This window comes from Tissierella sp. P1 (assembly GCF_002266425.1).
GTDB classification, from domain to species: Bacteria; Bacillota; Clostridia; order Tissierellales; family Tissierellaceae; genus Tissierella; species Tissierella carlieri.
The window spans coordinates 119,670-141,011 of sequence record NZ_NPMN01000001.1 but is presented as its reverse complement, the minus strand read 5'-3'; the positions used below and the strand labels follow the sequence as shown (position 1 = coordinate 141,011).

Here is a 21,342-nt window from a genome sequence, read left to right as displayed (position 1 = left end):
GAAAAGAGGTGTATTATGTTTAAAGATTTTAATTTAAAAGATATAAACCTAACAAAATACTTATTTTTTACCGGAAAAGGTGGCGTTGGAAAAACCTCAACTGCTTGTGCTATTGCAGTTGCTTTAGCTGATGAGGGTAAAAGAATTATGCTTATCAGTACTGACCCTGCTTCAAACCTTCAAGATGTATTTGAAACAGAGTTAAATAATAAAGGTGTGCCTATAGATGAAATCCCTAATCTAGTAGTAGCCAATTTTGACCCAGAAGATGCTGCTGCTGAATATAAGGAATCTGTATTATCACCATATAGAGGTAAGCTACCAGAAGTTGTACTAAAAAATATGGAAGAGCAGCTTTCAGGTTCATGTACAGTTGAAATAGCAGCTTTCAATGAATTCTCTGGTTTTATAACTGATGAAAAAACAGCCGAAGAATATGATCATATTATATTTGATACTGCACCAACAGGTCATACACTAAGGATGCTTCAACTTCCATCAGCATGGACTAATTTCATTAGCGAAAGCACTCATGCGCATCATGTTTAGGCCAATTATCAGGACTTGAAGCTAAAAAGGAAGTCTATAAAAATGCAGTAGAGAATCTAGCGGACAAAGAAAAAACTACACTTATACTAATCTCCCGACCTGAAGTATCGACTTTAAAAGAAGCTGATAGAGCTTCTAATGAGCTAAAAGACATCGGAATAAGTAATCAGCTTCTAATAGTTAATGGAGCCCTTAGAGATCATGATGATTATCTTTCTAATGCTATTTTTGACAAACAACAAAATGCATTAAAAGAAATACCAGAAGGACTTAAAAATATTGAAACCTATAAAATTCCTTTAAGACCTTATAATATGACGGGTTTGGAAAACCTAAGAGCATTTTTTAAAAGTGATAATATTAAATATAATGATGATAAATTAACTGTTGATAATATCCCTTCACTTAATATTATAATAGAAGATTTATATAGAAGAGATAAAAAGGTTATCTTTACTATGGGTAAAGGTGGAGTCGGTAAAACTACAATAGCTGCTACTATTGCTGTTGAATTAGCTAAAAAAGGAAAGAAGGTTCATTTAACAACAACCGATCCTGCAGCACATTTAAACTTTGTTATAGATGAAAGTTACGGAATTACAATAAGTAATATAGATGAAAAGAAAGAACTAGAAAAATATCAAGAAGAAGTACTAAATAAAGCTAAGGAAACCATGACTGATGATGATATTGCTTATATTGAAGAAGATTTAAGATCTCCTTGTACTCAAGAAATTGCAGTATTTAGAGCCTTTGCTGAAATAGTAGAACGTTCACAAAATGAAGTAGTAGTCATCGATACAGCTCCAACAGGTCATACTCTGTTATTATTAGAATCCACACAAAGCTATAATAGAGAAATTGCACGAACACAAGGAGATATACCTGAGTCAGTTAAGAAGTTATTGCCTAAGTTAAGAGATAGTAGTCAAACCGAAGTTATAATAGTTACACTTGCTGAAACCACTCCTGTTCATGAAGCTATGGGATTACAGGAGGACTTAAATAGGGCTGGTATCTATAGTAAATGGTGGATTATTAACTCAAGCTTCTATGCAACTAATACAACTAATGAAATCTTAAAAGTAAAGGCAAGTAATGAGATACAATGGATTAATAAAGTAAATGAGATATCTGACGGAGATTTTGCAGTGATTAAGTGGATCCCAGAAGAAGTAAAGGGTCAAAATCTAAGTAAGCTCTTAAAATAGAGCTTACTTAGATTCAAATTAGTAATTTCATATGAAAGGGGAATATAGATATGGCAAAAGAAAATCTACAATCAGGAATTAGTTTCTTTGAAAAATACCTTACATTATGGGTTGCTATATGTATGGTGGTAGGAGTACTTATCGGAGTCTATCTCCCAAATATACCTGAATTTTTAAGTAAGTTTGAATATGCAAGTGTTTCTATACCAGTAGCTATTCTTATATGGTTAATGATTTATCCAATGATGTTAAAGGTTGATTTTCATAGTATAAAAAGAGTTGGTGAAAATCCAAAAGGACTTATAATTACATGGGTTACAAACTGGTTGATTAAACCATTTACAATGTACGCGATAGCAGTATTTTTCTTTAATGTAGTATTTAAAAGCGTTATATCCCCCGACTTAGCAAAGGATTATCTTGCAGGGGCAGTACTTTTAGGAGCAGCACCTTGTACTGCTATGGTATTTGTTTGGAGTCATTTAACTAAAGGTGACCCAGCGTATACTCTTGTTCAAGTGGCCACAAATGACCTTATAATATTAGTTGGATTCGTTCCTATAGTTGCTTTCTTATTAGGTATGAGTGATATATCAATTCCGTGGGCCACATTATTTTTATCAGTTGTATTATTTGTAGTTATACCACTATCTGCTGGTTGGATTTCAAGGGTAGTTATCACTAAAAATAAAGGATTAGAATACTTTGAAAAAACCTTTATTCCAAAGTTTAGTAATGTTACAATAATAGGACTTTTATTAACTTTAATAATTATATTCTCTTTCCAAGGTCAAATAATCGTTGATAATCCTATGAATATAGTATTGATAGCAGTACCTCTAATAATACAGACATTTCTTATATTCTTTGTTGCTTATTTATGGGCGAAAGCATGGAAATTACCTCATGATGTGGCTGCACCAGCAGGTATGATTGGAGCATCAAATTTCTTTGAACTAGCAGTAGCAGTAGCTATTTCTTTATTTGGATTGAAATCTGGAGCAGCAATAGCAACTGTAGTAGGTGTACTTGTTGAAGTTCCAGTAATGCTTACTCTTGTAAGGATAGCAAACAATACAAGGGGATGGTTTAATAAAGCTAAATAATCTTTATTTGGAGGAATACTAAATGAAAAAGAAGGTTGCTTTTATATGCGTTCACAATTCATGCCGTTCTCAAATGGCAGAAGGCTGGGCGAAAAAATTAGGTAGTGATATATTGGAAGTATATTCAGCAGGAACTGAAAATTATCCAAAAGTAAAGCCTTTGGCAGTACAAGTAATGGAAGAAGCAGGTATAGATATGAGTGGTCACTATCCTAAGTTATTATCTAATATACCCGAGGAAGTAGATATTCTTATAACTATGGGATGTAATGTAGTGTGTCCCTTTGTTCCAAATAGTCATATCGAGGATTGGGGGCTAACAGACCCATCTGGTGGACTCATTGAAGACTATCGGGAAACTAGAGATATAATAAAGGAAAAAGTGGAAGATTTGATTAAAAGAGTTAGAAACAATGAAATTTAGTAAGCATACATTTATAATATTAAAAGGCTTTGAACAATTGAAAGTGTTCAAAGCCTTTTTTCTGAAAGTATAGATAAATATGGCATTCTATCAAGCTATAGCTAAATTAGAAATGCTTATTACATCACAAGAGATTATTTTAATATTTCTTGAGATGTCATACATTATACTAAAATTGCTTACCTGTATGATGTTTGTGTTTTGCTATGAATAATATGATAACATAAAACTGACGACATAATCACAGCCTCCAAAATTCAGAGAGTATATTTAATCATTTTTCTTTATAATCTAGATGCCATATCCATAAAAATCATAAGTATCATTATCACTTTATTTACTCAACATTTTTACCGAGGATAACCAAATATTTTATTATTGTACCGAAATTTTTCACCTTCGAAATACATGCCAATCTAACAATAAACGTTAGTAATTATCTGATACTGTCTCTTACTCATAAATCACCTAGCACAACGAAACGTATTGCCTCAAGTAAAATGATCAATCTGAAATTTAATTATGGAAAGTAAAATACAAATTGCTATTATGATATGATTATCTGCAAATAAATAACCTTATAAAAGGGCATTGGAGGTCAAGCCAATTGATTATAGGTATGTTATTCTATTTATAAGGAGGTGCTTAGATATGCACGCATGGGAACAAATACAAATAACCATAGACTATATTGAGGAACATCTTTCAGAGGAAATTAAAATTGCTGCTCTTGCAAAACTTGCTTCACTGTCTCAATTTTATTATCAAAGGCTGTTCAGTCGATTAGTCAAAAAGCCAGTGAATGAATATATTAAGCTACGCCGTCTTGCAAAAGCATCTGAAGGTTTGCAAGATAACAATGAGCGAATTCTGGATATCGCTTTAGATTTTGGCTTTTCATCTCACGAAACTTTCACACGAGCCTTTAAAGATGCCTTTGGAATGACTCCGGAGGAATACCGTACCAATCCAGTTCGTCTAAATCATTTTGTAAAACCCCAGCTGTTACTGAATTATACCCTTGTGGACGAGAATGTTCCTTTGGTTTCTGATGGAATTGTTCTTGAAATTACACGAAGAAATATTTCATCTCCCCAATATTTTATTGGACTTATATTAGAAGAACCAATTGATCAGATGCCCGGTAGCGGTAACACTGGTGTAGATGCACTTGGAAAGCTATGGAATATTTTTCACGAAAGTAAACCGACTATTGAAGGGTTAAAAGAGGGTGGTGACGAACTTGGTGTTACTTATATGGGAACCAAGGATGGCTATTACCGTTATTTTGCTGGAGCTGAGGCTTCTTCTAATGAAGAGATTCTAGGTTTTTCCTCATGGGAATTGCCTAAAGGAGAATATATAGTCTGTTCTTTTGAGGCGGAAGACTTTGAACATCTTGTAATGGATGCAATATACAAGGCTCATAAATATATGTTTGAAACATGGCTCCCAAATCATAAGCTTATTTCTAAACCTTTTGCAATTGAACGCTATACAAACCATAGTCCAGATACAACTAGTATGGAGGTATGGGTAATGCCTATACCCGAAGAATAACTCTTGTAGAAAAGGAGAGAAAAGTATGAAGTGGAGTGCATTATATGGTCCAAATAATCAGCTTCATTAGATGAAATCAATAGATATGTGAATACTCAGCTTTGGCAAAGGTTGAATTTGTTTTTACAAAGTATTTATCATATTAATCCAAAACTATATTACAGCCAGTGCTCCATGCAGCCCGGTTGGAATGTGAAATACCGAAAATATGGAAAATCCTTATGTACACTTTATCCCATGTCAGGATTCTATATTGCTCTTATAGTAATCAGCAATAAAGAGAGTCTTGAAACCCAATTAATGCTCCCATCCTATGCCAAATACACACAAAACCTATATCAGAACACTACTTCTTCTCATGGAAGCCGCTGGTTAATGATTAAAGTTACAGAACCTAAGGTTCTGGATGATGTAATCAGTTTAATTCAAATACGGGTAAAATCAACATGACACAGAGGGACGGTTCTTCTGTGTCATGTTCTTCTTATTATACTAAAACTAATTCCTGTCAGTCTCTCGATTTGCCTTATTGATAATCCTCTATCCTTTAATTTTTTAATGACTTTATCTCTTTTTTCTTTTTCGAGTTTTTGAATTCCAATTGTATCCTCTACTCCAAATAATTCCATTATAATTTTTCTTGCTTCATTATCATCTATTCTTAGTGACTTCTCATATTCAAGGCATTTATCATTATTTTCTTCATAGTTGAATTTTTCAAACGCTGCTATTGCACTTTTTTCATCCTGTCCGAAGAATCCTAGTGCAAATTTAGCATTACAGATTCCCTCTTTTCCTAGATATTCATTATAGCTACTCCAAGGATATCTTCCTATCTCTCTTTCAATACCTGCCTTAATAGGGTTTTGGTGAATATATCTTAGTACAGTTAAAAAATATTCATCATTTTCTACTACCTCAGATTTATATCTATCTTGAAATAGATGTCCAGTTCTACTATATTTTCCATTGTACCAATAGACATAGCTTGCTCCTATTCTTCTAAAGACTATTCCAAGGTCTTCTTTTCCTTCTTTCATTAGCAAATGTATATGATTGCTCATGAGACAATAGGCATATATCTCGTACTCACATACTCCTTTATACTCTCCAATACTTTGGATTAATCTTTCATAATCCTCATTATCTTCAAATATTATTTGTCCATTTATCCCCCGCAGCATCACATGATATATTCCTGTATCACTTTTTTCTCTTGACTTTCTTGGCATAGAAATCACCTCTATTTTAGCTTAGCATAAACCATAGGCGATAACAATATAAAATGACACAGGAGAACCGTCCCCTTGTGTTACTCACTTACTAGCTTATATGCTGATATTTTACGAATGCTATAAGTAATAAGCATTGATGTAATATAAGATATAATTACAATAGCAATACTAAATGAAATAATCCAAAGAGTATTTATTATATAATTTGCTTTCATAACACCCATTGACCTCTGCGCTATTGACATAATTTTATTTCCTTGTGTCATTCCCGCTATAGTCCCTATAAATACCCCAATAATTACAGGAGGCATAAAACCAAAGGAAATCTGGTTCATAAGCTGGAATGTTGTAAATCCAACTGCTTTTTGTATTCCTAATTCATGTTTTCTTCTTATAATGGCTGAACTAATGATAAGGTATAAAACAAAAACAACTACAGCCATTGTTATAATCAAAATTGCAATTCCAACCTTTGAAACAATGGATATATAGATTCCTATACTCTGTTCCATATTCTTATCTGCATCTACTATTGTCATTATAGAGTCTCCATATGAATTTTCAAGGGTCTTTATAAATTCAGGGACATCTGCTCCTTTATTCAGATATATTTGTAGATTTTGCTGTTTAAAATCTGGGTTAAGCTTAAGTATTGAATCATATGTCATAAAGATTTTCATAAGCCTCTATTAATGCCTTGAGATAAACCTGTAATAATAAATTCTACTTCTCTCTCACCATTCTTTAATGTAATATTATCTTCAATATTCTTTTGAAGCATCTCTGCCAAATGCCCCGAGATAACTACCTCATTTATATGAATAGGATACCTTCCCTCATAGATTATATCAGTTTCCTTCTTAGAATAGTCCTCCATAACATAGGTAAGGGTGTCATTATCATCTATTTTAACCATGGTTTCATCTATGAATTGAACTTTTCTCACACCATCTAAATTCCGTATTTTCTTTACCAGTTGATCAGTATCAGCATCATCATTTAACACAGCCATAACATTTGAAAGTTCAACTCCCGGAATCTCATTAAATGCCTTAGTATCAATTGCTGAATTATAGAACATTATAACTGCAAAGGTACTGGAAAAAGATACTGCTATCAATATTATTCCTATCATAATACTCTGTTTCATATTCTGGAACATTGATTTAAAGGCAAGGACAATAGTTAAATTACGCTTCGATTTATGGAGAGGTAGATAATTTTTACGGAAATTATGTGTTATTATACCGCCTCTCAAAGCTATGATGGGATGAAGTCTTCGAATACGTGCTGCACTGATTAAAGTTACCATTACTACTGCCAATAGAATTATGCTCAAGGTAATTCCGCTGATTATACCATCAAATCCTTGTACCCAATGTAATCCAGACTGACTTTCAAATATAAGAGAATATATGGGAATTGTAAAATAGGATATACTTATTCCCCCTATACTGCCTGCAAATGCTATTAAAAGAAACTGTAGAGCAATGGAATATATAATTTGTCTGCTAGTATAACCTATGGCCTTTAATGAACCGATTTTCATCATATCCTCTTCTATATTGTTATTGATTTTAAACCTGATAACTATCAAGCATACTGACGCAACAATAGCAGAAAAGACTACTATCATCGCTGCTGTCATACTTGCCATCATAGTACGAGACAGCTGTATAATAGGTAAGTCTATACTCAATACTGACCTTGTCATCATATTATCCTGTTCAATCAATTCTCTGATTCCTGTTTCAAGGGATTTATCGTTTTTAATAAGATTAGTAAAAACAACTGTACCTTTATAGCTATCACCTAATATCTCTCTTACTTTTTCATAGGTTTCATGAGGCATATAAAGTCCCAAAACCCCAGTGTCTACAGAACTGAAAAACCCATCCTCCGTAAAACCTTTTATGGTAAACTCAATAATTGTATCATCAATTTTCATTTCAAATTCGTCATTAAGCTCATAGCCTCCGTCAACATTTAATACATATGGAACGTATATTGACATGGAATCTGTTGGCAAATACTCTCCTATAAGTTTCCATTTAGAAAGATTACGCTCTAAATCTCCATCATTTAAGAGAAATGCTAGCTCACGTGTATCACCATTATAAGGTATGGATGCCCAAGCATATAATGAATCAAACTTTTCCATTTCTAAAACATTATGATTATTTCTAATATATCGATCTACTTCTTCATTATATAGGTTCATACCTATTATATGATAAGCATCAGATGTATTAAGTTCATCAGTTATTTTTTCAAAAAAGTTTCCGAAGTTTATAAACACAAGTAAACCTGCATTTAATAAAAACCCTGCCACCAAAAACATTATAAAAAGAGAAACTGTCTGTCCTTTAGATTTTCGTATATTTGCGAAACTTAACATAAAAATTTTCTTCATATTTACCACCCCATTTCGGCGAGAAATCCTTGGAGTTTAATATGCCGTTCTCTATCACCACTTATATACTTTCCTAAGTCGCAAACTCCATGAATAACACCGTCACGCATATATAGAATTCTATTTCCCCTCCTAGCTGATTTCAAATCATGGGTAACCATGATGACACTTTGTCCTTTGTTATTTACTTCAGTAAGCATATCAAGTACTGTTTTGCCTGCTGCTGAATTAAGAGAGCCTGTGGGCTCATCGGCAAAAATTACTTTTGGTTGATTAATCAATGCACGGACAATTGCAGCACGCTGAACCTCTCCCCCTGACAATTGGGTGGGAAATTTTCTCCATATTGTTTCATCTAATCCAACCTGTATAAAGAGTTCCTTTGCTCTTGCTGTAATTTCTTTTCTATCCTTGCTTAGGAGCAAACCGCTCATAAGTATATTATCCAATATACTCATATTATCCAAAAGAAACATTTGCTGAAATACAAATCCACAATTAGCCCTCCTAAAAACTGCCAGTTTATCATTGGATAGCTTTGTAATCTCCTCATCAAAAAATTTAATGGAGCCCAAAGTTGGTTTATCCATACCTGATAATGCATATAAAAGGGTAGATTTTCCTGCTCCAGATGAACCCATTATGATAGTAAAATCTCCTTCAAATATTTCAATATCCAGATTCTTAAGTACATGCTGCTGCATTCCTCCGTTTGAAAAGGTCTTACAAAGCTTATTAGTTGATATAATCACATTTTTCATTGATTCCCTCCTACAAAAATAAGACTGTTAAAAGTTTGCTGCATTTAAAGCAGTTCATCTTTTACAGCCCTATTATATATTGTAAATCCTTAACCAGTCTTTAATCATTTCTTAACCAATTCTTAAATATTTAATGAGTTTAATTTTGTTGCATACTCACAGGTATATATTTCTTGAAATCCCAAACTGTCATATAAACTTTTGGCTCTATTCCCCACAACACAATAAAGAAAAACCGCCTCATTTCCCTCTGCAAGAATTTTATTGCAAATATATTTTACAAAGCTTCGTTCAATACCTTGCCCTTGTTTTTGTGATTTTACTGAAACACTCCCTATTTCGTTTCCATCAATATGAGCGTAACCAACTATTTCACTATTTCTAATATATACCAAGCGCTCATTTGATGTTTCAGCCCAGTATTGACGCATTTTGTCATTAGGTTGTTCAATAACTGAATCAAGAAAATCACCTACACTAATCCGCATCTCATGAAAAGCCTCCGCATACATTTCGTGTGCAGATTCATAATCATCATCACAGTAATTTCTAATAGATGGCTCTTGTACATCAAACTGGATCCCTGAATACTTCATATAAACTGAAGAAAACTTCCTCATATATCCATGTTTATTCGCAAATGCTTTTGAGTAAGAATTGTCAATTCGATATGTTGTCATAATTTGCTCAATGTCATTTTCATATAGTTTTTCCTCACACAGCTTAAGAGCATTAAATCCAATTCCATTACCTCTATAAGAGGGATTAATAAAAATATACAAAAATGCCCTCTTATTGATAATGATTTGTGCAATACCTACTAGTTTATCATAGTTATAAAGGCAATATATATTTTTTTCTCTATTATTATATGCCATTAGAAATTCAGCATCTGCATCTTCAAAATCAATAAGCTTATTTACTTTTTCATAATCAATATCAGACATTTCCTTGACTTTAATTTTCATGTTCTTTCCTTTCTCTAACTAAGTTAACATTATATATAATCTACATTTTCAATTCTAGTCTATCTATATGTCGGACACATTTTGTCATAATTTTCGACAACTTCGTTGAATGTAGTTTCTAATCCTTTTATAATATTTGCCATAGCTCTATTCCCTATCATATGAATAATCATACGCCAATTATAGCATAAAAGCCATGTTAAAAAAGGCTGTAAAAGATAGGCTACATCTAAGACAGTTATCTTTTATGAAATACGTAATTTGAGAATTAAGACAAATCCACTATCTGTAGCTTTATATTCAATATCACCCTGCATTTTATTCATCAGATATTTGGAAATATATAGTCCAAGTCCTGTACCACTCTTCCCTATTGAATTTTTTCCACGATAGAATTTATTAAATAGAAGGGGTGCCTCTTCCGATGGTATACCCAACCCGTAGTCTTTAAACTCTAACTCAAGATACTGACCTTTTATATTTCCAATGATATTAATTGACGTATCTGCATATTTATATGAGTTACTTATTATGTTATCAATAACCTGTAAGAGCCTCAATCTATCTACCGAAACAATACATTCGGGAATTATAGATACTATAGCTCTGTTATTATAATCAGCATTTTTTATTAAATCATATAATTCTGTACTCCATATTTCTCCCGCTATAACCTTTAATTCTTGCAATTCTTCTAAAGTAGCATTAAATATATTATTTATAAGTATATTTATCTGATCTGCTTTTGAATTAATGATACCCAATTGTTTTTTATCTTCTTCACTATTAGATTTTACTATCATAATTTCAGAAACAGCCTTTATTGATGCAACAGGTGTCTTTATATCATGACTCAATGATGCCACCAGCTCCTTCTTGCTCTGACTGGCTTTTCTTTCGTTTTCCCTTGCTTTAGCCAGTTCCTCTCTCATTAAGTCAAAGCTTTCTGTAAATGCACCAAAGATATTACCTTCATCCATTTCAAGGGGCATATCTAATTCACCTGCCGCTACATGTCGGGCGAAAGCTTGCAGTTTGCGAAATGGTCTAAAAATAGTTCTGTCTATATACATTCCATAGGCAAGCCAAAACAAAGTAGTAGACGTTACGATTAGTAAAGAAGTCATAAGCAAATTATCTCTATGCTGTTTCCAAAGTTCATTTGTATTATTATAAATAATAAGCTTACCCAAAACTTTTGTATCAAGTAAAATATCAACTATTGTATCTCGATTATTTACAGCAGAATTTATATTCTCGTTAAGACCTTCTCTTGTTGCTCCTATGAAGTTTCCTTTATTATCCAAAACAACATAGTCAAGTCCATATTTTAAACAAGGTAAATCTAATTTATCTAGATTATCCCACTGTTTTGCCAAGGACTGGGTAATATCATTTACCACAACAGTATCAATTCTAATATCTTCGGTGTTATTGAAAACATAAAGTATTATACTCATACCAATTAAAAAAATAGTAATTGCTAAAGCAGTTAATTTTTTAATATTCATCTTAAACTCCTAATCAGTTTCAAATGCATAGCCTGTCCCCCATAAGGTTTTAATATAATGTGGTTCATTTGGATTTTCTTCGATTTTCTCACGAAGTCTTCTAATATGAACATTTAGTGTTCCATCACTGGTAATCGCGTCACCCCAAACCTTTTGAAAAAGTTCCTCTTTTGAAATATTACGGTTTCTGTTTTGAATTAAATAAGCAAGTAGTTTATATTCCATAGCCTTTAATCTAATTTCCTTCTCATCATTCATAAGCTTTTCCATAATAAAGTCGATTTTAAAACTCCCAAAATAGAATATATCCTCGTATCCCCTATATCGTTTCAATACAGCCCTGACTTTAGCTAAAAGAATATTCAATGAGTATGGCTTTTGAATATAGTCATCTCCACCTACATTAAGACCAAGTAGTACATCATCATCACTTGTTCTTGCACTTATGAAGAGGATAGGTATATCAGTTGTATTTCTCAATTTCTTGCATATTTCAAATCCTGAGGACTTCCCTAAGTTAATATCTAAAAGTATTAAATCCGTTTTATTTTGGCTTAAAAAATCAGAACACGCCCTTTCATCTGCTGCCCAAAAGGTTTTCACTCCAAACATATTGAAATATTCACAGGTACTTTGAGATAATGCTTCTTCATCATCAACTATTAAGCAGTCATATTTCACCATAGCACATCTTCCTCTCCAGAAAGTAAAAATCCATTTGCTTGCATTTTATCATATGTATACTAGGATGTAAATGTCTCTTGTTTTACAGCTTTATTGCACTTTTCTATAGTACATAGACAGTTCTTTTCTTTTTTTCATTATTGAAGTATAATGAATTTACATTTAATTGATTTTTTCAACATGCCTTGGGGCTAAACCTCCAAAACTGCTAAAAAATATTTATACAAATCTTTATGTTATCTGTCATAAATTAGTCTTGGAGAAATATGTAAATCTTAGAAATGCTTTTCTAATTAATACAGAGAGGAGAAGTGAAATAATGATAATCTCCGCATCTCGCAGAACAGATATACCTTGCCATTATTCTAGGTGGTTCATTAATCGTTTAAATGCTGGATATGTTTTGTCCCGGAATCCAATGAATCACAGACAAATCAGTAGAATAGATTTGTCTCCTGATGTAATTGACTGTATTGTATTTTGGACTAAGGATGCACAGAATATTATGGATAAGTTGCCCATACTTGATGGTTTGGGATATAAGTATTATTTTCAATTTACCCTCACCCCTTATGACAGTTCTATTGAGAGGAATCTGCGTAATAAATCGGATATAGAAGATACATTTATAGAACTCAGTAAAATAATTGGTAAAGAACGTGTCTTATGGAGATATGACCCTTTAATACTTAATGATGTTCTTGATATAGCTTATCACAAGAAACAATTTGAAAGAATGTGCGATAAATTACATAACTTTACAGAAATAGTAACCATAAGTTTTGTAGACATGTATTCAAAGATTAAAACAAAGTCCATTCGTCCTACCTCTAAAGAGGAAATGGCAGAAATTAGTATCTTTATGAGTAAATGTGCCAAAGAGTACGGATTAACAATAAAAGCATGCTGTGAAAACATAAACTTGCAGATATATGGAATCCAAAAGGCTTCCTGCATAGATAAAGATGTTATTGAGCGTATTCTCGGAGAAAAACTTAATATTGTCGCTGACAAAAATCAGCGTGATAGCTGCGGCTGCTTTAAAAGCTTTGACATTGGTGCATACAACACCTGTAAAAACGGATGTATTTATTGTTATGCAAATTACAGTGATTCATCTGTTGCCAAAAACTGCAGCAAACACAATCCAATGGGAGAATTATTAATTGGTGAAGTAATAGATGATGAAAAAATTATAGATAGAAAAGTGAATTCTAATATCCTTAGGCAATTAAAGCTGTTTTAATGGCAGTATATACTCCTTCAAAATGTATAGAGTTTCCATATGTTTATAAAAATTATAGTTGAGTCCTTCAAAATACTGATGCCATGGGATTAACCCACGGCATCTTTTTAGACCTAATATTCTGTATTATTATCACAAAATAAGGGCAGATAAGATTATGCTAATAATTATGTAGTAATCATTTTTGTAATTTTGTATTTAATAGCTTAAATGCGTCCTCCATATATTCATTAGAAACTACCCGATATTTAAGCCATCCCCCCTCTCCACAAGGGTATTTATTGTCGCATATTTCTTGTGTATATGCAGATAATTCCCAATAGATTTTATCTATTTGTTTATTTGTTAATCGTATCATTATTGTAAATGCGTCTTTCTCAGCAAAAATATCACAGATATGTTCGTTTTTGGATTTGTGTTTTATTCCCCATCCATAATGATTTCCATAGGGAAAACGAATCTTAAATTCTGTTTTGTACTTAAATAAAATCTCTTGATTAAGACATTCAAATAGCTCTCCTGTAATTCCGCAATACTTTATCATTTCGTTTAGGGAAGGTTCTTTTAATTTATCGAGCATACGTTCATACATAAGATATATCTCCTTGCTAAAAATGAATTCTCTTTTCAAATATAACATACAAAACTTAGACTGAGAAGACACAAATTACTATCTTTCCTAGTCTAATAATTTTAGAAAGTTAGTAAAAAAGATACCCTTGATTATATTATACAGTATGTTATAATGCTTAACTTCTCCCATAAAAATGGTATCGTTTGATATCGTACCCGACTTTGGACAGATACGGCGTAAATTTAAATCAAAATCTTACTGATAACAGGTTTTACTGGCATTATGCCTAAAATATATATATATTGATTACACCTTCTTAATTGGTAGCCATAGCTTCATTTCAGCCATTTCATCCGCTCCATAAAACCATTCTTTAGGAAAAATATGTTCTTCATAAAAGCATCGATGATTAAAGTCCAGCTCATAACCTCCGATTTCATTCATGCAGTCAAACATTATTTGAGATGATTTTTGCATGGATGTCCCGATATCTATTGTGCCATCATCGTGAAATTCGTTAAAAATTATATCTCCTATTAAAAACAAGCCTTGTGGCGCAGTACATATATCCACATCCTTACATAAATCGCTAATATCTTCGTTGTCGATAGAATCATTTGTGCATAATATTCATGTTTAACAGGGCCTTCGTTTGATTTATGCTGCTCACCCTGTGGATGATGTCCTTTAGGTGCACATCCAATGTATCTTCTCATAGAATAATCCTTGATATTACTTTTCACCCAAGTGCGCATTAAATTCCATGCATGTTTTTCGGGATCAACTTGATCTGCAAAGAATGAGACCACTTGCTTGCCGACGAATTCCTCAATTTGTATTACTGGTTTTTTTCCCATATAAACATTTCCTCCGTTAATATTTATTTGGAACGAGATGGCTGGATAAGCCTTTGACACCCCTAATTTACGCACGGTGGTGGGTGACATTCCATGAAATTTTTGAAATGCTCGTGTAAATGAATCCGGGGAATCGTAGCCATATTTCAATGCAAGATCGATTACTTTTATACTGGAACTTTTCAATTCATCAGCTGCCAATGCCATTTTCCTGTATCGAACATAATCTCCAATTGTCGTATCCGAAACCAAGGAAAATGTTCGTTGAAAACGTGTAAGTGAACAGCATGCAATACGTGCTGCAGTGGCATAATCAATCTTACCCTTAATATTCTCTTCGATATAACTTATCGCTTCATTTAACTTTGTTACCCACTCCATATTTATCTCCTCCGAAATAAATGTATCATAATCAGCCAAAAAATACCCTGCAAAATAAATTAATTGCTGCAAGGTTCATTATATACTATATAATCATTACTTCAAATGTCCATTATTAACCATCCTATAACTATCTTAATTTATTCTATCATAAAACTTAGGCTAAAAAAGAAACAACTCTATATCTTTTTTAGCCTGATGAATTTGTGCTATTAGGTCAAAATAGATGCAGGTAAGATTATACTCATTATCGGGACACGGCATTATGCTGGCGAGTGTATACAAAGAATGTAATAGAAGCAGTTAATAGCGCCAGTGAAATCAAAACTGTAAGAATACTATATGTTTGCCAAATAAGTAACGTTGACCAATCGTATCCGAAGAACATCGGGAAAATCCAGCACATAATGCATATGGCAACAGTAACCATTAGCCAAACAACGGTTATGAATATTCTCTTTTTTGTTATTGATTGCCGATCATTCATTTTCTTTCTGCGTAACCCCAAAATAAAGAAAATGATAGCCAACAGGCAAACAATAATTGTGGTAAACGAAAGAATGATGTCCAAAAACTGTATGCCGCTTATTTTATACGACTGCGTAAGATTGCCGTCCAATATATCTTTAATACCTTTTACCAGACCGATATTGGTATTAGCGCCGTTGGTTAGCAGGCAGAAGGCTGTTCGTTCATTTGGCAGTATTACCACTTCGGTTGAGAAATTGGGATTACCCCCCGAGTGCTCAATAATTGTTTTGTCAGCGTTTACCATCCATCCTGCCGCATAATACATTCCATTGACATCCGGTACAGATACGTCTCCATGATGTGATTTCATGATAACCGCTTTAAATACTTCAGGTATATCTTGTACACCACCCATCTGTATATTCATCCAATGCGCCATATCCTTTGTGCAGGACATGATATATCCCGCCGGTTTGTTACCGGCATAATCTGGGGCGTTATATGGGCTTGTTATAAAAAAAGAAGATCGGTAGCCCTGCGCCAGTTGCCCGGTTGCTTGGGCTTCTTCTTTATAAACATAAGTATGATATAAGCTCAAGGGGCGAAATACCTGCTCCGTCATAAAGCTTTCATAGCTTTGACCAGACACAACCTCAATAACCAAACCTAATACATCATAATTGACAGTTCCATACTCGTATTGCTCACCAGGGGCAAATGCCAGTTCAGCATCTACCAATGCTTCCACGGTTTTTCGCAACATATCTGGCGTACTGCCTTGCGGGATGCTTTGAATATGCTTTCGATTTGTCAAGCCGCTGGTATGGTGAAGAAAGTTATTAAGTGTAAAGCTCTGCATATCAACAGGCATACCTTTATACTCCATCGTAAGCCAAGGCAAATATTTCTGAACAGGGTCGGTCATGGACAGTAGTCCCTGCTCCTCTAACAGTAAAATGGCCACACCAGTAAAAGCCTTACTAACCGAAGCCAGCTCGTATAGAGTGTTTTCACTGGCGGGCAACCTTTTATCACGGTCTGCGTAGCCAGAGGAAAAGTAGAACATTTCCTCTCCAGTGATTATAGAAATTGACATACCCGGTACACCAGATATGCGACAGGCATCATCAAGCAATGCTTGTATTGCCGCAGATTGTGCATCCGATAGTGCATAAACTGGTGTTGCGAATCCTGTGAATAGCATAAGTGATGCTATCATGATAACGATGATCTTTTTCATTGAAACCTCCATTATAAAAAATACCTGTACGGATAATATAAATTATCTTCAACTTAGTATAACATAAAAAATTAGGACAAAACAGATGATATCTTGCATCTGTTTTGTCCTATCTTTCTGGCGGAGAGAGTGGGATTTGAACCCACGGTGCAGCTTGCACTGCACAACGGTTTTCGAGACCGCCACCTTCAACCTCTCGGACATCTCTCCCTATTATTTACCTTCATATTATAACATACAAAAATAAAATTTAACAGGTGAGGGAGCATTAAATTTATCTTCCATTTAATATTTATTTAAGCACAAATTAAAACTATAAGGATATTATATATATTAGATTGATATTTTTAAGAGAAGGGAGATCATCATGCTAGAAGCTTTTTTATTTGCATTATCATGCTCCTTAGATTCATTTGTAGCAAGTATTGCTTATGGAGCAAATAAGGTTAAAATACCTTTTTTATCAATACAAATCCTTAACCTTATTAGCACTTCAATATTGGCTCTATCTATATTTTGTGGGGCTATGGTAAGAAATATCCTTCCAGGTAACAGTGCCTTAATAATAAGTTTTGCCACTTTAGGATCATTAGGTTTATTTTATTTATTACAAGGTATTTCTAAAACCTATATATCTAAAAATCAAGGATTAGTTAAAAAATATATATTTACATTATTTGATTTGACATTTGTAACTAATATATATATCAATCAAATAAAAAATGATTTAATAAATGTAGAAAAGATTAGCTTAAAAGAAATTCTCTATCTTGGAGTTGCACTTTCTATTGATGCTGTTGTTTTAGGTTTTGCCAGCGCTTTGGGATCAATTAATTTAAAACTTGTGGTGTTGTTTTCATTAATTACAAACTCAGTCTTTATATGGTTTGGATTACTTATTGGTAGAAAATTTGCCGAAAAATCAAAAATTAATTTATCTTGGCTCTCTGGCATAATCCTTATTTGTTTGGCAATCATTAAGTTAATATAGAAAAAGCATCAAAAACCACATACTAATATGTGGTTTTTGAACGCATTGATCGTAGGAAATATTTTAAAATTTCATTAGCCCATACAACTGCAGAAGCCATAATTATAATCTTTACCCAGACCGCAAATCTTAAAGGTACTGTATTAAAGAAATAATTATAATATGTCATAAATATTATCTGTGCACATCCTGTTGCAAGTAATGTTATCAATGCCAAATTATTTTTCCTAAAGTTAGGGATTATACTATTTAATCCAAATTCTCTGCAATTTAAAGCATTAAATAAAGCACTAAAAGCCAATAATGCGAATAATGATGTCTGCATTTCATTACCAACGTAAATACCAGCTTGGCTATAATTACTTGTTGATACCCCTAAAGGATTCCAAAACATTTGTATAAATAATATTAGAGTAATAAAAATTGAATTAACAATAATTGACTTTAACATAGTTTCCGAGATAATGTTACTATTTTTCTTAATAGGCTTTCTATTTAATAAATCTTCTCTTACTGGCTCTAAGCCTAAAGATAAGGCTGGCGGCCCGTCCATTATTATATTAATCCACAATAACTGTATTGTTGTAAAAGGCATATCTCTACCTATAATTTGAGAAATTATTGCTATTAAAAAAGCTACTATATTGACAGTTAACTGAAATTGAATAAATCTCTGAAAATTTTCATATATACCTCTTCCCCACTGTATTCCTCTTACTATAGTGCTAAAACTATCATCTGTTAAAATTATGCTAGCAGATTTTTTGGTTACTTCTGTACCAGCAATACCCATAGCTATACCTACATCTGCCTTTACTAATGCGGGGACATCATTTATTCCATCACCCGTTACTGCTACAACTTCACCATTATCTTGAAGGGCTTCTACTATCCTCATCTTTGTTTCAGGTTTTGATCTAGCTACTATTGAAATAGTCTTTATTTCCTCTCTTAGTTCCTGATCTGAGAGAGCATCTATAAAGGTTGATTCTACAGCTCTATTATTGTTCTCTAATAATCCTAGTTCATATCCAATAGCTACTGCTGTATTAATATTATCACCAGTTAGCATCTTAGTCTTCACTCCAGCTTTCTCTGCAATAGAAATTGCATCTTTTACATCAGGCCTTAGAGGATCTCTGATACCTACAAATCCTGTAAATATTAGATTCTTTTCATAAAGATCCACATTAGTGTTGTTAAATGTATTAATATTTGATTTAGATGTTTTTTTATAAGCAAACCCTAATGCTCTCATTGCTTGAACTTGAAGCTTTTTTATCTGTTCAACAATATATTGCTTTCTATCTTTTGTAAGTTTAACAATCTGACCATTTAAATATTCATATTCACAAGAATCTAAAATAATCTCAGGTGCCCCCTTAGATAAAAGTACATAATCCTCTCCTTCTCTAATAATTGTATCCATTCTCTTTGTCTTCGACGTAAAGGGAATCTGATAAGTAATATCTTTACTTTTCCTATATTCAAAATACTGCTTGTCTTCTAAATATACCAATAATGCACATTCTGTTGCACTTCCCATATATTGCCATTCCCTATTTATATACTTTATATCAGCTGTTGAATTTATTATACAGTTATCTATAAAGTAGCTCTCATTTGAATCATACTTTTCTTTATAGTCTCCATTAACAAAAACCTTTTCTACAGTCATTCTATTTTGTGTCAATGTTCCTGTTTTATCGGAACAGATAACTGAAATTGACCCTATTGTTTCACAAGATTCTTTTTTTGTTATCAATGCATTTATCTTTGCCATCTTCTGCATTGTAATAGCAAGAGTCATATTAATCATTGTAGGAAGCCCTTCAGGTACAGCAGCAACTACAAGGGCAACACAAACAACAAAGGCATTTTTCACTGGTTTAATTGAATTAAAAAACGGAATAATTCCAGAGCTATCAATAATAATTAATTTTTGAATAAGCATCTTTAATATCATAAATATAAATAATATTAGTGCAATGGAACCTGATAGTTTGGCAATGTTTTTACCTAAATCGCCTAATTTTATTTGGAGTGGTGTTTCATTATCTACCTCATTTATACTTTGAGCAATCTTGCCCATTTGAGTTGAATCACCTATTGCAGTTATTATCATTTTGCCTCTTCCGCTGGCAATAAGGGTACCACCAAATAGCATATTTATTTGTTTTGCTGGAACTGGTTCTTGAATTATAGTATTTCCTTTGACTTCAACCTTTTCCATCTCAACTATTATATCTGCATGCTTATCAACATCATCAGATTCACCAGTTAGCATATCCTCTCTTGCCTTTAGTCCCATTGACTCCAATATTCTACCATCAGCTGGAACAATATTTCCTGTCTCTAAGAGCACGATATCACCTGGGACTAAATCATTTTTTAATACAAGATTTACTTCTCCATTTCGAATACATTTAATAAAAATATTTTCCGTTATTTTAGATAATTCTTCGGCAGCTTGTTTAGATTTTTCTTCTGTTAAGTACCCAATTACAGAACCTAAAGTTATAGCCAAAATTATTCCAATTGCATCTATGTACTCTCCAATTAAAAAACTTATGGCTGCTGCAATCAAAAGTATAATTATCAGAGGATCTGATAAATCATCCCAGGATGAACTTGTCTTACTTTTTGAAAACTCGTTTGGTCCATATTTCTCCTGTGCTGCTTTAATATCTAGATCACTCAAACCATTCTTTTCATCTGACATAAGTTCTTCTATAACTTCCGTCCTATCCCTATTAAAATATATCATAACACCCCTCCTCAGTAGTAAACTAATATTTAATACAAAGTTATGCTACGACTTGTCCTTCTAATCATATGTGAATTTTTTTGATTTAATGCATCATTTTTTATTTTATGAAATTTATTTAAAGTAATTTATATAAAATAGAACAAAATAAGGCTTGCCATTCTTTAGAAAATGACAAACCCTATCTTATCTTTATATTAATAGAGCAAAAATTAAGCAGATTAACCCTATAGCAAACATTAGAAATTTGAAAGGGACTATACAAAGCATTATAATAATGCCTATTGTTCCAGATATTCTTCTTATCAGCATTCTTGTGTCGTTATTTCTGCTAAAGTATCTTCTCATAACTAACACTCCTATCCCTTTATACTATTTTATTCAAAGGAGTGA

18 protein-coding genes, 1 tRNA gene and 1 pseudogene are annotated in these 21,342 nt (G+C 32.8%); 7 read left to right on the top strand and 13 right to left on the bottom strand.

All coding sequences use genetic code 11. The annotated features are described in order from the left end of the window. Positions 1–15: 15 nt before the first annotated feature. From arsA to CIW83_RS24720, 5 genes and pseudogenes are all read left to right on the top strand, one after another. A pseudogene (arsA, locus tag CIW83_RS24725) lies at positions 16–1,760 on the top strand (arsenical pump-driving ATPase). A 50-nt stretch (positions 1,761–1,810) separates the two neighbouring features. Further along, positions 1,811–2,866, top strand: coding sequence for an ACR3 family arsenite efflux transporter (arsB, locus tag CIW83_RS00655; protein ID WP_094898752.1), 1,056 nt, complete (start codon positions 1,811–1,813; stop codon positions 2,864–2,866). A 22-nt stretch (positions 2,867–2,888) separates the two neighbouring features. Further along, positions 2,889–3,290, top strand: coding sequence for an arsenate reductase ArsC (locus tag CIW83_RS00650; RefSeq protein ID WP_094898751.1), 402 nt, complete (start codon positions 2,889–2,891; stop codon positions 3,288–3,290). Positions 3,291–3,941: 651 nt separating this feature from the next. Further along, positions 3,942–4,850, top strand: a complete 909-nt coding sequence (locus CIW83_RS00645) for a helix-turn-helix domain-containing protein (RefSeq protein WP_094898750.1) — start codon at positions 3,942–3,944, stop codon at positions 4,848–4,850. 75 nt (positions 4,851–4,925) lie between these two features. Beyond that, on the top strand, positions 4,926–5,300 hold the full coding sequence (locus CIW83_RS24720) for a DUF3788 domain-containing protein (protein WP_369819346.1): 375 nt from the start codon (positions 4,926–4,928) through the stop codon (positions 5,298–5,300). A gap of 23 nt (positions 5,301–5,323) precedes the next feature. Here the strand turns inward: CIW83_RS24720 and CIW83_RS00635 are convergent, their stop codons facing one another. From CIW83_RS00635 to CIW83_RS00605, 7 genes are all read right to left on the bottom strand, one after another. Beyond that, positions 5,324–6,082, bottom strand: coding sequence for a transposase (locus CIW83_RS00635; protein WP_094898749.1), 759 nt, complete (start codon positions 6,080–6,082; stop codon positions 5,324–5,326). Positions 6,083–6,162: 80 nt separating this feature from the next. Next, positions 6,163–6,765, bottom strand: coding sequence for an FtsX-like permease family protein (locus CIW83_RS00630; RefSeq protein ID WP_094898748.1), 603 nt, complete (start codon positions 6,763–6,765; stop codon positions 6,163–6,165). Beyond that, positions 6,762–8,498 carry an ABC transporter permease gene (locus CIW83_RS00625; RefSeq protein WP_094898747.1) on the bottom strand — a complete coding sequence of 579 codons (1,737 nt, stop codon included), beginning with the start codon at positions 8,496–8,498 and terminating at the stop codon, positions 6,762–6,764. The genes CIW83_RS00630 and CIW83_RS00625 overlap by 4 nt, the downstream gene beginning before the upstream one ends. A 2-nt stretch (positions 8,499–8,500) precedes the next feature. Further along, positions 8,501–9,259, bottom strand: coding sequence for an ABC transporter ATP-binding protein (locus tag CIW83_RS00620; RefSeq protein WP_094898746.1), 759 nt, complete (start codon positions 9,257–9,259; stop codon positions 8,501–8,503). A 122-nt stretch (positions 9,260–9,381) separates the two neighbouring features. Then, positions 9,382–10,227, bottom strand: coding sequence for a GNAT family N-acetyltransferase (locus CIW83_RS00615; protein ID WP_094898745.1), 846 nt, complete (start codon positions 10,225–10,227; stop codon positions 9,382–9,384). Between the two features lie 245 nt (positions 10,228–10,472). Continuing rightward, positions 10,473–11,738, bottom strand: coding sequence for a HAMP domain-containing sensor histidine kinase (locus CIW83_RS00610; RefSeq protein WP_094898744.1), 1,266 nt, complete (start codon positions 11,736–11,738; stop codon positions 10,473–10,475). 9 nt (positions 11,739–11,747) lie between these two features. Next, on the bottom strand, positions 11,748–12,422 hold the full coding sequence (locus tag CIW83_RS00605) for a response regulator transcription factor (protein WP_201259604.1): 675 nt from the start codon (positions 12,420–12,422) through the stop codon (positions 11,748–11,750). Positions 12,423–12,741: 319 nt separating this feature from the next. On the opposite strand from CIW83_RS00605, the gene CIW83_RS00600 reads away from it, so the two are divergent. After that, positions 12,742–13,668, top strand: a complete 927-nt coding sequence (locus tag CIW83_RS00600; RefSeq protein ID WP_094898743.1) for a DUF1848 domain-containing protein — start codon at positions 12,742–12,744, stop codon at positions 13,666–13,668. A 178-nt stretch (positions 13,669–13,846) separates the two neighbouring features. On the opposite strand, the gene CIW83_RS00595 is transcribed toward CIW83_RS00600, so the two are convergent. The 5 genes from CIW83_RS00595 to CIW83_RS00575 form a co-directional block, all read right to left on the bottom strand. Next, positions 13,847–14,260, bottom strand: coding sequence for a DUF3788 domain-containing protein (locus tag CIW83_RS00595; protein ID WP_094898742.1), 414 nt, complete (start codon positions 14,258–14,260; stop codon positions 13,847–13,849). A gap of 288 nt (positions 14,261–14,548) precedes the next feature. Continuing rightward, positions 14,549–14,788 (bottom strand): hypothetical protein, encoded by a 240-nt coding sequence (locus CIW83_RS00590; RefSeq protein ID WP_094898741.1) that lies wholly within the window; start codon positions 14,786–14,788, stop codon positions 14,549–14,551. Further along, positions 14,779–15,519, bottom strand: a complete 741-nt coding sequence (locus CIW83_RS00585; RefSeq protein ID WP_143598494.1) for an AraC family transcriptional regulator — start codon at positions 15,517–15,519, stop codon at positions 14,779–14,781. The genes CIW83_RS00590 and CIW83_RS00585 overlap by 10 nt, the downstream gene beginning before the upstream one ends. Before the next feature lie 208 nt (positions 15,520–15,727). Beyond that, positions 15,728–17,191, bottom strand: a complete 1,464-nt coding sequence (locus CIW83_RS00580) for a serine hydrolase (RefSeq protein WP_094898739.1) — start codon at positions 17,189–17,191, stop codon at positions 15,728–15,730. Positions 17,192–17,309: 118 nt separating this feature from the next. Continuing rightward, positions 17,310–17,401: transfer RNA gene (locus CIW83_RS00575), tRNA-Ser, on the bottom strand. A gap of 157 nt (positions 17,402–17,558) precedes the next feature. Here CIW83_RS00575 and CIW83_RS00570 point away from each other — a divergent pair. After that, complete coding sequence (locus tag CIW83_RS00570; protein WP_094898738.1) at positions 17,559–18,182, top strand: manganese efflux pump; 624 nt, start codon at positions 17,559–17,561, stop codon at positions 18,180–18,182. A gap of 22 nt (positions 18,183–18,204) precedes the next feature. Here the strand turns inward: CIW83_RS00570 and CIW83_RS00565 are convergent, their stop codons facing one another. Continuing rightward, complete coding sequence (locus tag CIW83_RS00565) at positions 18,205–20,949, bottom strand: calcium-translocating P-type ATPase, PMCA-type (RefSeq protein ID WP_094898737.1); 2,745 nt, start codon at positions 20,947–20,949, stop codon at positions 18,205–18,207. Positions 20,950–21,342: the final 393 nt, after the last annotated feature.

Coding starts and splice junctions, on each gene's coding strand:
- CIW83_RS00635 (WP_094898749.1), bottom strand. CDS start 6,082: ATGCCAAGAAAGTCAAGAGAAAAAAGTGATACAGGAATATATCATGTG.
- CIW83_RS00605 (WP_201259604.1), bottom strand. CDS start 12,422: ATGGTGAAATATGACTGCTTAATAGTTGATGATGAAGAAGCATTATCT.
- CIW83_RS00595 (WP_094898742.1), bottom strand. CDS start 14,260: ATGTATGAACGTATGCTCGATAAATTAAAAGAACCTTCCCTAAACGAA.
- CIW83_RS00610 (WP_094898744.1), bottom strand. CDS start 11,738: ATGAATATTAAAAAATTAACTGCTTTAGCAATTACTATTTTTTTAATT.
- CIW83_RS00570 (WP_094898738.1), top strand. CDS start 17,559: ATGCTAGAAGCTTTTTTATTTGCATTATCATGCTCCTTAGATTCATTT.
- CIW83_RS00630 (WP_094898748.1), bottom strand. CDS start 6,765: ATGAAAATCTTTATGACATATGATTCAATACTTAAGCTTAACCCAGAT.
- arsB (WP_094898752.1), top strand. CDS start 1,811: ATGGCAAAAGAAAATCTACAATCAGGAATTAGTTTCTTTGAAAAATAC.
- CIW83_RS00615 (WP_094898745.1), bottom strand. CDS start 10,227: ATGAAAATTAAAGTCAAGGAAATGTCTGATATTGATTATGAAAAAGTA.
- CIW83_RS00650 (WP_094898751.1), top strand. CDS start 2,889: ATGAAAAAGAAGGTTGCTTTTATATGCGTTCACAATTCATGCCGTTCT.
- CIW83_RS00600 (WP_094898743.1), top strand. CDS start 12,742: ATGATAATCTCCGCATCTCGCAGAACAGATATACCTTGCCATTATTCT.
- CIW83_RS00565 (WP_094898737.1), bottom strand. CDS start 20,949: ATGATATATTTTAATAGGGATAGGACGGAAGTTATAGAAGAACTTATG.
- CIW83_RS00625 (WP_094898747.1), bottom strand. CDS start 8,498: ATGAAGAAAATTTTTATGTTAAGTTTCGCAAATATACGAAAATCTAAA.
- CIW83_RS00620 (WP_094898746.1), bottom strand. CDS start 9,259: ATGAAAAATGTGATTATATCAACTAATAAGCTTTGTAAGACCTTTTCA.
- CIW83_RS00645 (WP_094898750.1), top strand. CDS start 3,942: ATGCACGCATGGGAACAAATACAAATAACCATAGACTATATTGAGGAA.
- CIW83_RS00580 (WP_094898739.1), bottom strand. CDS start 17,191: ATGAAAAAGATCATCGTTATCATGATAGCATCACTTATGCTATTCACA.